14 protein-coding genes are annotated in these 15,966 nt (G+C 69.0%); 6 read left to right on the top strand and 8 right to left on the bottom strand.

Annotated features, from left to right (window positions below):
- The first annotated feature begins 299 nt into the window (after nt 1-299).
- Entirely contained in the window at nt 300-1,712 is a 1,413-nt protein-coding gene (locus tag A5789_RS34455; RefSeq protein ID WP_051755208.1) for a short-chain fatty acyl-CoA regulator family protein, read from the top strand.
- Here A5789_RS34455 and recG read toward each other — a convergent pair whose 3' ends face one another.
- Together recG and A5789_RS34445 are read right to left on the bottom strand one after the other, a co-directional pair.
- Nucleotides 1,713-4,004: an ATP-dependent DNA helicase RecG gene (gene recG / locus A5789_RS34450; RefSeq protein WP_064903902.1), complete on the bottom strand. Its 2,292-nt coding sequence runs from the start codon at nt 4,002-4,004 to the stop codon at nt 1,713-1,715.
- Nucleotides 4,005-5,960, bottom strand: a complete 1,956-nt coding sequence (locus A5789_RS34445; RefSeq protein WP_227462703.1) for a DAK2 domain-containing protein — start codon at nt 5,958-5,960, stop codon at nt 4,005-4,007.
- A gap of 261 nt (nt 5,961-6,221) precedes the next feature.
- Between A5789_RS34445 and rpmB the strand changes: the two genes are divergently transcribed.
- Nucleotides 6,222-6,413 (top strand): 50S ribosomal protein L28, encoded by a 192-nt coding sequence (rpmB, locus tag A5789_RS34440; RefSeq protein WP_011210730.1) that lies wholly within the window; start codon nt 6,222-6,224, stop codon nt 6,411-6,413.
- Between the two features lie 58 nt (nt 6,414-6,471).
- Complete coding sequence (locus A5789_RS34435) at nt 6,472-7,068, top strand: GNAT family N-acetyltransferase (RefSeq protein WP_155525545.1); 597 nt, start codon at nt 6,472-6,474, stop codon at nt 7,066-7,068.
- On the opposite strand, the gene A5789_RS34430 is transcribed toward A5789_RS34435, so the two are convergent.
- From A5789_RS34430 to A5789_RS34420, 3 genes are read right to left on the bottom strand one after another with little or no spacing between them, the layout of a single operon-like run.
- Nucleotides 7,052-7,330 carry a hypothetical protein gene (locus A5789_RS34430; protein ID WP_030513011.1) on the bottom strand — a complete coding sequence of 93 codons (279 nt, stop codon included), beginning with the start codon at nt 7,328-7,330 and terminating at the stop codon, nt 7,052-7,054. The genes A5789_RS34435 and A5789_RS34430 overlap by 17 nt on opposite strands.
- Before the next feature lie 38 nt (nt 7,331-7,368).
- Nucleotides 7,369-8,046 carry a uracil-DNA glycosylase gene (locus A5789_RS34425; RefSeq protein ID WP_063015206.1) on the bottom strand — a complete coding sequence of 226 codons (678 nt, stop codon included), beginning with the start codon at nt 8,044-8,046 and terminating at the stop codon, nt 7,369-7,371.
- A 58-nt stretch (nt 8,047-8,104) separates the two neighbouring features.
- The gene (locus A5789_RS34420; protein ID WP_228794139.1) at nt 8,105-9,031 is read right to left on the bottom strand and encodes a thiamine-phosphate kinase; all 927 of its coding nucleotides are present in this window, start codon (nt 9,029-9,031) and stop codon (nt 8,105-8,107) included.
- A gap of 284 nt (nt 9,032-9,315) precedes the next feature.
- Here A5789_RS34420 and A5789_RS34415 point away from each other — a divergent pair, with 284 nt between their 5' ends.
- Nucleotides 9,316-10,128, top strand: coding sequence for a DUF3515 domain-containing protein (locus A5789_RS34415; RefSeq protein WP_082941155.1), 813 nt, complete (start codon nt 9,316-9,318; stop codon nt 10,126-10,128).
- Nucleotides 10,129-10,172: 44 nt separating this feature from the next.
- On the opposite strand, the gene A5789_RS34410 is transcribed toward A5789_RS34415, so the two are convergent.
- Genes A5789_RS34410 through A5789_RS34400 form a run of 3 tightly spaced genes read right to left on the bottom strand, consistent with a single transcriptional unit; the run spans nt 10,173 to nt 12,652 of the window.
- Entirely contained in the window at nt 10,173-10,469 is a 297-nt protein-coding gene (locus A5789_RS34410) for a DUF6191 domain-containing protein (RefSeq protein WP_227462704.1), read from the bottom strand.
- A gap of 34 nt (nt 10,470-10,503) precedes the next feature.
- A complete protein-coding gene (locus A5789_RS34405) occupies nt 10,504-11,622 on the bottom strand; it encodes a D-alanine--D-alanine ligase family protein (protein ID WP_064903898.1) in 1,119 nt (372 codons plus the stop codon).
- Nucleotides 11,623-11,656: 34 nt separating this feature from the next.
- The gene (locus tag A5789_RS34400; RefSeq protein WP_063015204.1) at nt 11,657-12,652 is read right to left on the bottom strand and encodes an NAD(P)H-dependent glycerol-3-phosphate dehydrogenase; all 996 of its coding nucleotides are present in this window, start codon (nt 12,650-12,652) and stop codon (nt 11,657-11,659) included.
- A gap of 112 nt (nt 12,653-12,764) precedes the next feature.
- On the opposite strand from A5789_RS34400, the gene cofC reads away from it, so the two are divergent.
- Nucleotides 12,765-13,562 carry a 2-phospho-L-lactate guanylyltransferase gene (gene cofC / locus A5789_RS34395; RefSeq protein ID WP_064903896.1) on the top strand — a complete coding sequence of 266 codons (798 nt, stop codon included), beginning with the start codon at nt 12,765-12,767 and terminating at the stop codon, nt 13,560-13,562.
- A 71-nt stretch (nt 13,563-13,633) separates the two neighbouring features.
- The gene (locus A5789_RS34390) at nt 13,634-15,850 is read left to right on the top strand and encodes an RNA degradosome polyphosphate kinase (RefSeq protein WP_063015193.1); all 2,217 of its coding nucleotides are present in this window, start codon (nt 13,634-13,636) and stop codon (nt 15,848-15,850) included.
- Nucleotides 15,851-15,966: the final 116 nt, after the last annotated feature.

Here is a 15,966-nt window from a genome sequence, read left to right as displayed (position 1 = left end):
GTGACGCGCTGCTGCCGCACGGTTGGCGACTCGCCCGGACGCGAGTCGCCGGCCGGACGGCCCGCCGGAAAAATTCGGGGCCCAGCAGCTTTTCCGGCAACCTTTTCCACCCGGTAGTTCACCACCTCCGAGCAGCACTTCCACTATCGTGTGCCTACCGGATCCGGCCGCATACTTCGCACGCTACGCATCATCGAAGTTGATCAAAACTCCTTGCAGCAGCAGATTTTTGTGCGCGCCTAGTAGCGAAATTGCAATGATTGCGAAGGCGTGAAGGTAGCATCTGCGGCGTGCGCAAGATGTATGCGGGTGCCCGGTTACGGCGGTTGCGCGAAGAACGACGGATGACCCAGGCCGCCCTGGCCAAGTCGTTGGAGCTTTCGCCCAGCTATCTCAATCAGCTCGAACGTGACCAGCGGCCTCTGACGATTCCCGTTCTCCTGAAACTCAATTCGACCTTCGATCTGGATGTGCAGTTCTTCGCCGCCGACTCCGACGCGCGGCTGGTCTCGGACCTGCACGAGGTGCTCGTGGAAGCGGCCGGCGGTACCGCCCCGCCCGCCGCGGAGGTCGAGGATCTCGCCACCCGGCTACCGGAGGTCGCCAAGACCATCGTCGCCATGCATCGCCGTCTGCGCGCTACCACCGATCAGCTCGATCTCTTGTCGTCGAAGGTCGCCACCCCCACCGGTGCGCCCGGTGTCCCGATGCCCTACGAAGATGTGCGTGACTTCTTCTACGACCACCACAACCACATTCCCCAGCTGGATCTGGCCGCCGAACGGCTGTTCGACGAATGCGGTCTGACCATCGGATCGATCGATCGCCAACTGGCGCGCGTCGCCGAGGAGCGGGCCGGTGTCACCGTGCTGGTCCGCGGCGACGGCGCCGATCCGGCCATCCCGAAGCGGCGCTACGACCCCGAGACGCGCACCCTCATCCTCGCGCGCCGGCTGCGCCCCGGTCAGCGGGCATTCCAGATCGCCACCACACTGGCCTTCCTGCTGCACGGCGATCTGCTCGACGAGGTTCTCGACGCCACCCCGTCGCTCGTCGGTGAATCGCGGGCCCTGGCCCGGGTCGGGCTGGCCAACTATTTCGCGGGTGCGGTGGTGCTGCCGTACGGAAAGTTCCTGCGCTCGGCCGAGGAACTGTCCTACGACATCGACCTGCTCTCGCTGCGATTCGAGGTCGGCTTCGAGACGGTCTGCCATCGGCTGAGCACCCTGCAGCGGCAGGGACAGCGCGGGGTGCCGTTCTTCTTCGTCCGCACCGACCGCGCGGGCAACATCTCGAAACGCCAGTCCGCCACCGCGTTTCACTTCTCCCGGGTGGGCGGCAGTTGCCCGCTGTGGGTGGTGCACGAGGCGTTCTCCCATCCCGGCCGGATCCTCACGCAGGTCGCGGCCATGCCGGACGGCCGGCGCTATCTGTGGATCGCGCGCACGACCTATCCCAGTCCGCACGGCTTCGGCACCGCCACCAAGGAATTCGCGGTCGGGCTGGGCTGCGATATCGAATACGCCGATCGGCTGGTGTACTCGCAAGGCCTGCAACTCGACGAACCGGCCGCCGCGGTGCCGATCGGCGCCGGATGCAAGGTGTGCGAGCGGCCCGCCTGTCCGCAGCGCGCGTTCCCGCAGATCGGCCGCCCGCTGGCGGTCACCGAGAACTCCAGCGTCGATCTGCCGTATCCGCCCGCGGTCCGGTGATCAGGACTTCGCCAGATATTCCAGCCGCTCGGAGTCGACGGCGGCATGCATCATATTCGCCAGGCCCGGATGGTCGGTCAGCCCCGGATCGGCGTCCACGACCTCCCGCGCCAGCACCTGGGCGGTGGTGATGACGTCGAGATCGTCGAGCAGCGAGAGCAGTTTCAAACTGCGCGCGGTACCCGACTGCGCGGAACCCAGCACATCGCCCTCCCGGCGCTGTCGCAGATCGAGCACCGACAGTTCGAAGCCGTCCAGCGTGCCGGCCACCGCCTCCAGCCGCGCCATGGCCGTGCCCATCGGCGAGGTTTCGGTGATGAGCAGGCACAGACCCGGATGTTTGCCCCGGCCCACCCGGCCGCGCAGCTGATGCAGCTGGCTGACGCCGAACCGATCGGCGTCCACGATGACCATGACGGTCGCGTTGGGCACGTCGACGCCGACCTCGACGACCGTCGTGCAGACCAGCACGTCGATATCGCCGTCGTTGAACGAGCGCATCACGCGGTCTTTGTCGTCGGTCGGCAGCCGCCCGTGCAACAAGCCCAGCCGCAGGTCGGCCAGCGGCCCGGTGCGCAGCGTCTCGAACACGTCGATCGCGGCGTGGGTGGTCGGCGCCTCGCCCGTGTCGTCGTCGGCTTGCTTCCGGCTCTTGCCTTTCGACTTGGCGCCCTTCTTCGCTGCGCCGTCGTCTTCCTCGTCGCCGATGCGGGAACACACCACATACGCCTGCCGGCCCGCCGCCACCTCCTCGCGGATCCGTTCCCAGGCGCGTTCGACCCACGCCGGTTTCATCCGGGCGGGCACTACTCGGGTGGTGATAGGTGAGCGTCCGCGCGGTAGCTCGGTCAGGGTGGAGGTTTCCAGATCGCCGAGGGTGGTCATCGCGATGGTGCGCGGAATCGGCGTCGCGGTCATCACCAGCAGATGCGGGGTGATGCCGTCTTTCGCCTTGGCGCGCAAGGCATCTCGCTGCTCCACGCCGAAGCGGTGCTGTTCGTCGACGATCACCATGCCGAGGTCGAAGAATTCGACCGCGTCCTGGATCAGCGCGTGTGTGCCGATCACGATGCCGGCCGTCCCGGTCACCACGTCCAGCAGTGCCGCCTTCTTCGCACTCGCCGACATCGAACCGGTCAGCAGCACCACCTTGGTGGCCCGGTCGGCGGCGCCCAGTTCGCCCGCCGCACCGAGATCGCCGAGCATGGTCCGCAGCGACCGATAGTGCTGGGCGGCAAGGACTTCCGTCGGTGCCAGCAGCGCACACTGCAGTCCGGCGTCGACCACCTGCAGCATCGCGTGCAGGGCGACGATGGTCTTACCGGAACCGACCTCACCCTGCAGCAGCCGGTGCATGGGATGCGGGCGCGACAGGTCGCCGGAGATCTCGGCGATCACCTTGTTCTGGCCGGCCGTCAGCTCGAACGGAAGGCGCTGTTCGAATTCGGCGGCGATGCCGTCGGAACGCGGCGCGCACGGCCGCGCGGTGCGCCCGGCCGCGTCGTGGCGGCGTTGGGCCAGTACCAGCTGCAGTGCCAGCGCCTCGTCGAAACGCAGCCGCTGCCTGGCCTGGTCGATATCGGATTTCCGTTCGGGCAGATGGATCAGCCGCAGCGCATCCGAGACGGGGAGCAGTTCGTGGTCTTCGCGAAGATCCTGCGGCAGCGGATCGTCGATCGGATCGAGTTGGTCGAGCACCTGCCGCACACACGCCAGGATGTCCCAGCTCTGCACCTTGGCGGTCGCCGGATACACCGGAATGTATTCCCGTTCGAAGAACGAGATATCCACTCCCCCGGCGCCTTTCGCGCTCTCCGCCAGACCGCGCAGCGCGCCGCCGCCGCGCACGGAGGTGAGACTGTCCACCGATTCGGCGGTCTCGGGCAGGATCAGATACGACGGATGCGACAGGTTCCAGCGATCCGGCCGCCACCAGTGCACGGTGCCCGACATCATGGCCCGGACGCCCTGTTTGACGAGGTAGCTCACCTTGTCGCCGTTGAAGAAGGTGATCTCCACCGGTTTCGCGGAGCCGGTGTCCAGTTCCACCTTGAGCAGTTTGCCGCGGCGCTGCCGCATCGGCCGCAGTTCGGTCTTGCTCACCCGGCCCACCACCGTGATGTGGGCGCCCTCCTCGGGGGCCTCCTCGGTGAGCGGCTGCCCCTGGGTGGCATAGCGCAGCGGATAGTGGCGCAGCAGATCCTCGACGATATGCATATCGAAGGCGTCGGCCAGCGGTTCGGCCGCCTTCACCCCCAGCACATGGTCGAGCCGGTCGCTCAGTGTCGCCATCTACTCCACCCCGATCTGGACCAGGTCCACGGCCTGTCCGCCGTCGTAGGTGACGACTTCGACGCCGGGAAATTCCGTGGTGATGTGTGTGGTGAGTTCGTCCGCCAATCCGGCGGGCGCCTGCGCGCCCAGCAGCAGCGTCACCAGTTCCCCGCCCAGCCCGAGCATGCGATCGAGCAGGGTGCGGGCGGCCCGGCGCAGGTCCGGATCGATGACGACCACGTCGTGGCCGACCAGGCCGAGACCGTCGCCCTGTTCGCACGTGCCGACGATGGTCAGCGCGCGTTCGGTGGCGACGCGGACCGCACCCCACCGGGTGCTGGCCGCCGATTGCGACATCGTCAGCGCATCGTCGACGGCCAGGCTGCCGCTGTCGTGCAGGGCGAGGGCCGCCAGCCCCTGCACCATGGAGCCGCTGGGCAGCATCATCACCTCGCGCCACCCGTCCCGGGCGGCCATACCGAGCGCCACCAGCTCCGGCGCGGGCAGCGCCCCGTTGGGCAGCACCAGCACCTCCCGCTGCGGCATCGCGCGGATGGCGGCCAGCAGCCGGTCGGCGGTCACCGCACCGGTGAGCACCACGGCACCGGAGTCCTCGAACAGACGCACCGCCCCGGCGCCGGTGGCGATCGCGAGAATGCCTCGATCGGACTGTCCCTGCGCGGCAACGGACGTGCCGAACAACCCCTCGATCCGAATATTGCCCAGGGCGCCGGCGGCGAGACCCGCCTCCACCGCGGCGCCGGCATCGGCGCAATGCACGTGCGCCGACCAGCTGCCCTCGCCGTCGCCGACGACGACCACCGAATCTCCCAGCGCGGCAAGGTCGCGACGCAGCCGGTCGATGCGCGCCGGATCGGTCTCGCCGATCCGGTACATGACCTCGTACTGCGGCACGCTCGCCCGATTTCGCCGGCCCGACTCCGCCCCGGCATGCCGGACGGCTTCCGTGCCGGATTCGCTCTGCGGCGAGATCATCGGCAGCGCAGCATCGTTCGTTCGCGATCGCACACTCGTGATGTGCGCGCGATCGAAACCCGCCGGTGCCCCGCGACTCGCGGCGGAGCCGCCGCCCGCGAGCGCCTCCGGCCGGATCTCCTCGGGGCGAACCGGCGAATCCGCCTGTGCCGCAGTGTCGTTCGTCGGCGCGGTCGGCGAATCGACATCAGGAGCATCGCGTCGCGCCGGCCCGGCGGCCCGCTGCGCGGGGGCAGAATCGGTCACCCGGTAGACCGGACGCGCCGGTGCGCTCCCGGTACACACCTCCACGAGGGCGTCCAGCAGGACCAGCAGCCCGCGCGCCCCGGCATCGACCACACCGGCCGCACGCAGCACCACCAGTTGTGACGGGGTCTCGCCGAGCGCCTTCACCGCGCCGTCGGCGGCGGCCACGGCCACCGCGGCGACCGTCTCCTCCGCACAGTCCTCGGCGCGATCCGCCGCCGCCTCCAGCACGGTGAGCATGGTGCCCTCGACCGGTTCGCTCAGCGATCCCCGGACCAGTACCGCCGCCCGGCGCAACGCGGTACGCAGCGTGGCCGCGGTGAGACCGTCGCGATCGGCCGATTCGGCCAGCCCCCGCAGGACCTGCGACAGGATGATGCCCGAATTTCCGCACGCCGCGGCGGTCGCGGCCCGGGCCGTGGCAGCGAGCAGATCGGCGGCATCGTCGGGCGGATCGGCGTCGTCGGGCGGATCGGCATCGCCGGGCATCTCCGTCGCGGCGAGCGCGGCGCGCATGGTGATGAGTAGATTGGTTCCGGTGTCGGAATCGGCCACCGGGAAGACGTTCAGCGCGTTGATCTCCTCGCGATGGGCGAGCAGGTGTTCCACACACAGCGCGCCCCACTGCCGCAGTGCGGCCGCATCGAGCCTCTCCCGGACCCCGCGCACGTCACCGTCCTTCCCGCCACCGCGATCACACCGTCGAACCCGCCAGCCAGGGTAGTCGTCCACACCGACAGCCTCGACACGCGAAGCCCGGTGAGGACGGGGATCCGGCGGCGCCGGCGACGCGTCCGCGGATCGGCGCACGCGGCGCCCCCCGGGGCGATTGGACATCGAATACGACCGGCCGCTACTCTTGCAGGGTTGCCTCACGCGGCCGCTGCCCGGTCGCGTTGACCGGCGGTAGCGCTGGTAGGCATTGAGGATAAAGTTTCCGGACAGGCTGTCTCCCCGACAGCGGTCCCCCATGACATGAAGGAGCTCGCGACTATGGCTGCCGTCTGCGACGTCTGCGCCAAGGGCCCCGGCTTCGGTAAGTCGGTTTCGCACTCGCACCGGCGCACCAACCGTCGCTGGAACCCGAACATCCAGACCGTTCGTGCGCAGGTTGCCCCCGGCAACACCCGCCGCATGAACGTCTGCACCTCCTGCCTGAAGGCCGGAAAGGTTGTTCGCGGCTGAGCTGCGTAGACATCTTCGACGCCCCGGCGCACCCACAGGGTGACCGGGGCGTTGTCATGTGGTCACCCGGCGTCATGTCGTCACCCGGCGGGACGCGATGGTGAACCCGCACCGCCCGCGGATCGCGGCGGCGTCCACCGAATACGCCCGTGATCTGGCGATCTGCCATATCGAATCGTGGCGGGAGGCCTATCGCGGCCTGGTGCCCGACCACGTGCTCGCCGCCTTCGACGTCGACCGCCGTGCCGCCCGGTGGGCCGCGCTCATCGACTCGATCGACGAGAGCGCGGCGGCGGACCGAACGACCCACACCATCGTGCTGGCCCTCGACGACACCCGCGCCCCCGGCGATCGCGTCCTCGGATTCGCACACGCCGGCCCGCCTCGCGACGAACCGCGCGTCGCCGATCGGGAACTGTATGCGCTCTACGTCCGAGCCGACCGATACGGCACCGGAATCGCGCAGGAATTGCTGCGTGCGATTCTCCTCCCCGACACCGACACCGCGTTATGGGTGTTCGAGGAGAATCCACGCGCCCGGAATTTCTATCGAAAGTTCGGATTCGCCGCCGACGAGGCCCGCCGAATCGAACCGTTCTCCCTGGCGAGCGAGATCCGGATGATCGCCCGCCGCCCGATTACTGGGCGCCGTTGAAGCAGTCGAGTCCGCCCTGCGCGCTGATGCTCTGGAAGATGCACAGACCGCGCGCATTGACGTTGGACGACAGCGACGACGAACCCGTCTGCGGATCCCACAGGGCCAGCACCGGTCCCGCGTGCTGAGTAGTGGTGACCTCTTCCTGCGGGGTGGCCGGCTCCAGCGGCAGGCCCGCGGCCTGCGCTATCGCGGGTGCGCCGAGGACCGCCGCACCGGCGGCGACGGCGACTACGGCACCGCGCACGGATGTGATCTGCATGCATCTGCTCCTGTTTCGCTCGAACTGTTACGCCGCGGTCAGGGCAAGCGCCAATCGACCGGGGCGGCCCCCAATGTACCGAGCAATTCGTTGGTGCGGGAGAAAGGCCTCGATCCGAAGAAACCGCGCGAGGCCGACAGCGGTGAGGGATGGGCGGATTCGATGATCGGGACATCGCCGAGCATCGGCTTCAACGTCGAGGCGTCGCGGCCCCACAGAATCGCCACCAGCGGCTGCTCGCGGGCCACGAGCGCGCGAATTGCCTGCTCGGTCACCGCTTCCCAGCCCTTGCCCCGATGCGATGCGGGCTGGCCGGGCGAGACCGTCAGCACTCGGTTCAGCAGCAGCACACCCTGATCCGACCACGGCGAGAGATCACCGCACGACGGGGTCGGATGGCCGAGGTCGCGCGAATACTCGGAGAAGATGTTCGCCAGGCTGCGCGGTACCGGCGAAACATCCGGCGCCACCGAGAAACTCAGGCCCATCGCATGACCGGGGGTCGGATACGGGTCCTGTCCGACGATCAGCACGCGCACCTTGTCGAAGGGGCGGGTGAAGGCGCGTAAGACGTTCTCTCCCTTGGGGAAGTATCCACGTCCGGCGGCATTCTCCGCCCGCAGGAACTCGCCCATCTCGGTGATCCGGTCGGCCACCGGTTCCAATGCCTCGGCCCAGCCCGTATCGATGATCTGCGGCAGTGGTTTCGCGCCCATGTCGGGAAAAGATAGTCGCCGCGGCTCGGCGTCGTCACGCCGACCACCCGCCGTCGCCTCATCGGACCGCATGCTGTTCGCCCCCTCCGAACGACTCCCAGCCCAGCGGCCCCGGCCACCGCGCTCCGTCGACGAAAACGCCGGAGCCGGTGCACACCCGGCCGATCGCCCGCCAGCCCGGCGGGATCGCGGTACCGGCCTCGAAGGTGGCGGCGAAGGCATGGTCCTCACCGCCGGTGAGCACCCAGCCGAGCGGATCGGCGTGCAGCGCATCCGCGACCGGCGACAGCGCCGGATCCGCCACGGCCGCAGAGTCGACATCGACCGCCACCCCGGAGGATTCGGCGATATGGGACAGATCGGCGAGCAGTCCGTCGGAGACATCGGTCATCGCGGTGATCTCGGTGGCGTCCGTCAACTCCAGCACGGCGGAGTACGGCGGTCGCGGAACCCGATGGGCGGCAATCACATCGGCGAACCCCTCGGCGCCGGCAGCACCGGCCGACAGGGCCGCCAGTCCCGCCGCCGACCAGCCGAGCCGGCCGGCGACCGCGACGATATCGCCGTCGCGTGCCCCCGAGCGCAGCACGGTCCGGCCTCGCGGATCACCGAACGCGGTCACCGAGATCACCACCTGGGGGCTGCGCACCACATCGCCCCCGGCGATCGAGGCCCCGGCCCGCCGCGCCTCCGCCCACATACCGTCGACCAATCCGTCGACGAACGCCACCGGTGTCTCGGCGGGACAGCCCAGCGCCACCACGAACGCGCTGGGCGCGGCACCCATCGCGACGACGTCGGCGGCATTCTGCGCGATCGCCTTCGCCCCGATGTCCTCCGGCCGCGACCAGTCCAGCCGGAAATGCCGATCCTGTACGAGCATGTCGGTACTGACCACGTAGCGCCCGGCCGGGGCCGCCACCACCGCCGCATCGTCGCCGGGCCCCAGCTCGACGCCGCCACCGAACGAACGCCCGGCGTTCATCCGTTCGATCAATGCGAATTCGCCCAGGTCGCGCACGGTGCGCGGGCCGCTCTCGGTGATGTCGCTCTCCTTCTTCACACCCGGTCACGTCACCGGGGACACCACACTCCGACGCTACCCTGTGCCCGGGCTGCCGCACCGGCCCGCTGTGGCCTCCCCTCGGGCGCGGCGGCGCCCGGATGCCGCGGGAGCGCGCCGACGGCCGTTCGATACCCTCGAACACGTATTCCCAGACAATCAGCCGGGCGCGACGCCAGCCCGGCACAAGTGGAGACGAATCCCGGATGAGTAGCGAGACGGACCGGCCGACAGCGGACACCCCGCAGCCCGACCGACCGGAGTCCCAGCCCGGCCTCCCGGCCGCGGCCGACCCGGAACCCGCTACCGACCGGCCCGAGAACTCCGCGCCGGCCGCGGCCGAGACCCGCGAGTCCGATGAGGCCGAGTCTTCGAAGTCGCAGCCGGCCGAGTCCGAACCCACCGAACGCGGCGATTCCGACCGCGATGCCTCGTCGGACACCGAATCCACCGCCGAGCAGGCCTCCGACGACTCCGGCCCGCAGCTGCATCCGGCGCTGATCGCGACCGCCGTCGCACTTCCGGTGGCGCTGATCGTCGTCGTCCTCGTCATCGCGGCCATGTCGCGACAGTCCGCCGGTCGCGAGCCGCTGGCGCTGGGCTCGGTACCGGCGCCGGCCGCGTCGAGCCAGGATTGCACCGCGCTGCTGGCCGCACTGCCGGAGTCACTCGGCGACGACTACACCAAATCCGAACTCGCCCAACCGGCTCCGCCCGCGACCGCGGCCTGGCAGCTGTCGGGCGGCGGTGATCCGATCGTGCTGCGCTGCGGCCTGGACCGGCCCCTGGAATTCAACAAGGCGTCCGCCCTGCAGGTGGTCAACGGCGTGAACTGGTTCGAGGTGCGCGATCAGACCAGCGGCGTGACGTCGGGCACCTGGTACGCGGTGGACCGCGGCACCTATGTCGCCGTGACCATGCCCGCCAAGGCGGGACCCTCTCCGCTGCAGGAGATTTCGAATACGATCGCCAAGACCGTGCCGGCGAAGCCGCTCGATCCGAACCCTGTTCCGAACTGAAAGCCGTTGCCGCACAGGTCGGCCGGTCCGGGCGGTGACGCGGATCAGGCGCGCGGCAGGCGGGCCCGGCCGGTGCTCAGATCTATCTCCATCTCACCGGGAGTCCCGTCCCCCGTATTCTCCCGGTGCATGAGAACCGTCTGCCGCTCCTCGAATTCGTGCCGTTTGCCCGCGTCGAACAACGCGTCGAACTGCTCGAATCCGATACCCGCCGCACTCGGCCCGGTGGAATCGCGCATCCACGGCAGCGCGGCGCGGCCGGTCATCTTCCGGTAGCCCACCTCGGCGAAGGCGACCGCGATGATCAGCAGCGCCAACCCGGGCAGAGTCATCGCGAGCATCACCCCACCCAGATTACGCGGGCCGCGCCGCCGCTCAGCGCAGTCCGGTGCCCCGGGTCAGTGCCGTCTCGATGAGCGTGGTGATCAGGGTGCGATTGTCGATTCCGGTGGCATCCCACATGCGCGGATACATCGAGATCGAGGTGAATCCGGGCAAGGTGTTGATCTCGTTGATCACCGGTCCGGACTCGGTGACGAAGAAGTCGACCCGAGCCAGCCCCTGGCAGTCCAGCGCCCGGAACGCCCGCACCGAAAGCTCCCGGATCTGTTGCGACATATCGTCGTCCAGCTTGGCCGGAATATCGAACTCGCACACGTCGTCGAGGTATTTGGTGTCGAAATCGTAGAATTGCGGTGTGCCGGAAGCGGTTTCGCTCTCGGAAACGTCGTCGCCCGGCATCCGGATCTCGGCGATCACACTGGCCTGCACCCGGCCGTCCGGGAATTCCAGCACGCCACACTCGACTTCGCGTCCGACGATGGCGGCTTCCACGATCACCTTCGGATCGTGCAGACGAGCCGCGACGATCGCCGAATCGAGATCGATCCAGTCCTCGACCTTGGTGATGCCGATCGAGGAACCCCCGCGCGCGGGTTTGACGAACACCGGCAGGCCGAGCCGGTCCCGGTCGGCCTCGCTCACGGTGTCGGCGCCGGGGCGCAGCACCACCTGCGTGCCGACCGGAAGTCCTTCCGCGGCAAGCAGTTTCTTGGTGAACTCCTTGTCCATGCCGGTGGCGCTGGCCAGCACGCCGGGGCCGACGTAGGGCACCCCCGCCAGCTCCAGCAGCCCCTGCAGGGTGCCGTCCTCACCCCACGGCCCGTGCAGCACCGGAAACACCACGTCGACCACGCCGAGCACCGCTTCGGCGCCGTCGAGCGCGACCAGGGCGCCCGAGCGGCTCGGATCGGCGGCCAGGGTCAGCACGGTGCCGGTCGAGTCCACCGTGGGCAGCGCGCGTTCGCGAATGGCGAGTGCGCGCGCATCGGCGCCGCTGAGCACCCAGGCGCCCTCGCGGGTGATGCCGATGGGCACCGCCTCGTAGCGTTCGGGATCCAGGTTGGTCAGCACCATGCCGGCCGAAACGCACGACACCGCGTGCTCGTTGCTGCGGCCACCGAACACCACCGCAACCCTGATCCGGTTTGTCATAGTCCGAACCGTACCCCGGCCGGACCGAAATCATTCATTCCGGTTTGATCCGCCGACCGAGTAATTGCCCGACGGCATCGGAAACCGCGAGCCCCTCGTGACAGACCTGGTGCACCGCGGTGGTCAGCGGCATCTCCACATGGTGGGTCTCGGCCAGCGCGCGGATCGAGGTGCACGACTTCACACCCTCCGCGACCTGCCCGTGCGTCGCGTCCTGCGCGGCCCGCATCGACCCGCCCGCGCCCAGCACATGGCCGAAGGACCGGTTGCGCGACAGCGGCGAGGTGCAGGTTGCCACCAGATCGCCGACGCCGGCCAGACCCGCGAACGTGACCGGATTCGCACCCAGGGCCACACCCAGTCGAATGATCTCGGCGAGCCCGCGGGTGATCAGACTGGCGACGGAGTTGTCGCCCAGTCCCATGCCCGCGGCGATCCCGCAGGCCAATGCGATCACGTTCTTGCACGCGCCGCCGATCTCGCAGCCGATCACATCGGTATTGGTGTAGGGCCGGAAATAGCCGGTGGCGCAGGAATGCTGCACCGCCTCCGCGCGTGCGGCGTCGGAGCAGGCGACCACGGAGGCGGCCGGCTGTTCGGCGGCGATCTCGCGGGCCAGGTTCGGGCCCGACAGCACCGCGATGCGCCCGGGATCCGCGCCGGTCACCTCCGCGACGACCTCGCTCATCCGCATCAGGGTTCCGGTCTCGATGCCCTTGGCCAGACTCAGCAGCGTCGCGTCGGAGCGGATCGCCGCGCGCCAGTGCGCGAGATTGGGACGCAAGGACTGGGACGGAACCGCCAGCACGACGATGTCGGCGTCGTCGAGGGCCACCCGGTAGTCGTCGGTCGCCGCGATCCCGTCGAGCCACACGTCGGGCAGGTAGGCGGGATTGCGATGTTCGGTCGCCACGGCCTTCGCGATCTCGGACCGTCGCGCCCACATCGTGACCTCGGTACCCGCGTCGTTGAGCACTTTCGCGAATGCGGTACCCCAGGATCCCGCACCCATCACTGCCGCCCTCGTCATCGTTTCAATATGCCACTCGCCGCCGCGGGAGTATCCGGTACTCGGGGGTTCGCGTGTTCGATCGGTCACTGCTCGCAGCCTGCGACCACCCGGAACGTGCGACCATGAACGCATGCGTCCGGATGCCGTCCACGCCGTGATCGCGGTCAAGCACCTCGACCGAGCCAAGAGCCGACTCGCCGACCGATTGCCGGCCGGTGAACGCTCGCGGCTGGTGCTGGCCATGCTGTCGGATACGGTCGCCGCCGCCCTGGCCGCCGGACTGGGCTCGGTCACGGTGGTGACACCCGACCAGCGCGTCGCGACGGTCGTGCGCGAGCTCGGTGCGACGGTCCATCCGGACCCGTCCGCGCCGGCCCTCCCCGATACACCGGCGCCCGCCGAAACCGCACGGCCGCTCGCGGACAGCGACGGCCTGAACACCGCACTGGCCTCGGCCGCCGCCGCCGTGCGCGAGCGCCACGGGGCCGTCGATCTGCTTGCGCTGCAGGCCGATCTGCCGGCCGTGCACGCCGACGAATTGCGATCGATGCTCGCCGCCGCCCCCGGCAGCGGCCGCTCCGTGATCGTCGACCACACCGGCCGGGGCACCGCGGCCCTGCTCGTCCGCGCGGCGGGCCACACCCACGCGCCGGATTCGCTCGCACCGTCGGCGACGGCCGATTCCGCGCCCCTGATGCCCCGCTTCGGCGCAGATTCCGCGCGCCGCCACCGCGAATCGGGTGCGGTCGAGGTGGGCGGGCACTGGCCCGGTCTGCGCCTGGACGTCGACACCGCCGAGGATCTCGACCGCGCGCTGTCGCTCGGGGTCGGCACGGCCACCGCGGCGCTGGTGCGCGACATCGGCTGGCCGGTAGGTGTTCACGAGAACCTCATTCGGAGGTGTGCCGCACCGTCACATGTGTGCTAGATGATCGCCAGGCCTCGATGAGAGGCCGCACAACGGTGGTGTCGGGCGCGACACCACCCGAGCCGTAAGGAATGATCGTGAGCGTGAGCGAAACGGAGACCGTCCCGCAACAGCCCCGGCTACCGGCGGCCCCGCCGGCGGCCACGCCACCGCCCACCACGGCCGCCGCGGCACAGTTGCCCGCCGATCGCTACCTCAATAGAGAACTGAGCTGGCTGGATTTCAACGCCCGCGTGCTGGCCCTGGCCGAGGACCCCTCGGAACCGCTGCTGGAACGCGCCAAATTCCTGGCCATCTTCTCCTCGAATCTCGACGAGTTCTACATGGTGCGGGTGGCCGGCCTCAAACGCCGCGCCGAGGCCGGACTCTCGGTCCGCTCCGCCGACGGCCTGTCCCCCACCGAACAACTCACCCTCATCGCCGAGCGCACCCAGGAACTGGCCGGACGCCATGCGCGGGTCTTCCTCGACCAGGTGCGCCCGGCACTGGCCGACGAGGGTATCGCCATCATCGGCTGGGCCGATCTGGACGACGACGAACGCCGCCGCCTGTCCGGCTACTTCCTCGACCAGGTGTTCCCGGTGCTGACCCCGCTCGCCGTCGATCCCGCCCATCCCTTCCCCTACATCAGCGGCCTGAGTTTGAATCTGGCTGTCACGGTGAAGGATTCCGAGACCGGCGGTGAGCATTTCGCCCGTGTGAAGGTGCCCGACAACGTCGACCGCTTCGTCCGGGTGCGCCGCACCCTCAACGAAACCCCCGGCGCCCGCCGAGATTCCGACATCACCGCTGTCCCCCGGCTGGCCGCCTTCCTGCCGATGGAAGATCTGATCGCCGCCCACCTCGATCAGCTCTTCCCGGGAATGGAAGTGGTGGAACACCATTCGTTCCGCATCACCCGCAACGCCGACTTCGAGGTCGACGAGGACCGCGACGAGGATCTGCTGCAGGCCCTGGAACGGGAACTGGCCCGTCGCCGCTTCGGATCGCCGGTGCGCCTGGAAGTTTCCGACGATATGACCGAGCACATGCTCGAACTGCTGCTGCGCGAACTCGACGTCGACCCCGGCGACGTGATCCAGGTGCCCGGTCTGCTCGACCTGTCGTGCCTGTGGCAGGTCTACGGCGTCGACCGGCCGCTGCTCAAGGACGCGCCCTACGTTCCGGCCACACCGCCCGCGTTCGGCGAAAGAGAAACGCCGCGAAACGTTTTCGCCGCCCTGCGCGAGGGCGACGTGCTGGTGCATCACCCCTACGATTCGTTCTCCACCAGCGTGCAGCGTTTCATCGAGCAGGCGGCGGCCGATCCGCAGGTGCTGGCCATCAAGCAGACCCTCTACCGCACCTCCGGCGACTCTCCCATCGTCAACGCGCTCATCGACGCCGCCGAGGCCGGTAAACAGGTTGTCGCGCTGGTCGAGATCAAGGCCCGCTTCGACGAACAGGCCAACATCAAATGGGCACGCGCGCTGGAGCAGGCGGGCGTGCACGTGGTCTACGGCCTCATCGGCCTGAAGACGCACTGCAAGACCTGTCTGGTGGTGCGCCGCGAGGGTGCCACCATCCGCCGCTACTGCCATATCGGGACCGGCAACTACAACCCGAAGACCGCGCGGCTCTACGAGGACGTCGGACTCCTCACCGCGGCACCGGAGATCGGCGCCGACCTGACCGACCTGTTCAACTCGCTGACCGGCTATTCGCGAAAGGCCAACTACCGCAACCTGTTGGTCGCGCCGAGCAGCGTGCGCTCGGGCATCGTGGAGCGGATCCGCCGCGAGACCGAGCTGGCCGCCCAGGGCGTGCCGGCCCGTATTCGCCTCAAGGCCAACGCCATCGTCGACGAGCAGATCATCGACGCGCTCTATCGCGCGTCCCAGGCCGGGGTTCCGGTGCAGATCGTGGTGCGCGGCATCTGCGGGCTGCGGCCCGGTGTGCCCGGGATGAGCGACAACATCGAGGTGCGCTCGATTCTCGGCCGCTTCCTGGAACATTCGCGCATCCTGCATTTCCAGGCCCAGGACGAGTACTGGATCGGCAGTGCCGACATGATGCACCGCAATCTCGACCGGCGCGTGGAGGTCATGGCGCAGGTGAAGGATCCGAAGCTGCGCGAGCGGCTGGCGGTGGTGTTCGATTCCGCACTCGATCCCGCGACCCGGTGCTGGGTGCTGCAGCCCGACGGCAGCTGGGCGGCCCAGCCGAGCCCCGACGCCGACAGCCGCGGCGTGCAGGTGCGCGACCATCAGGAGTTCCTCATGCGACTGCGGAGGCCGGATCAGCAGTGAAATCCTCGGCGACACGAGATTTCGATCGGTCCCCGGACGACGGCGCCACCGCCCTCGATCGCCTCGGCGACACCGGCGGTTCGATCAGCTACGACGAGGTGGGTACAGGTGAGAGC

Source organism: Nocardia sp. 852002-51101_SCH5132738 (genome assembly GCF_001665695.1).
Classification (GTDB): Bacteria; Actinomycetota; Actinomycetes; order Mycobacteriales; family Mycobacteriaceae; genus Nocardia; species Nocardia nova.
The sequence above is the reverse complement of the archived record's forward strand: the minus strand, read 5'-3'. Positions and strand labels throughout refer to the sequence as shown.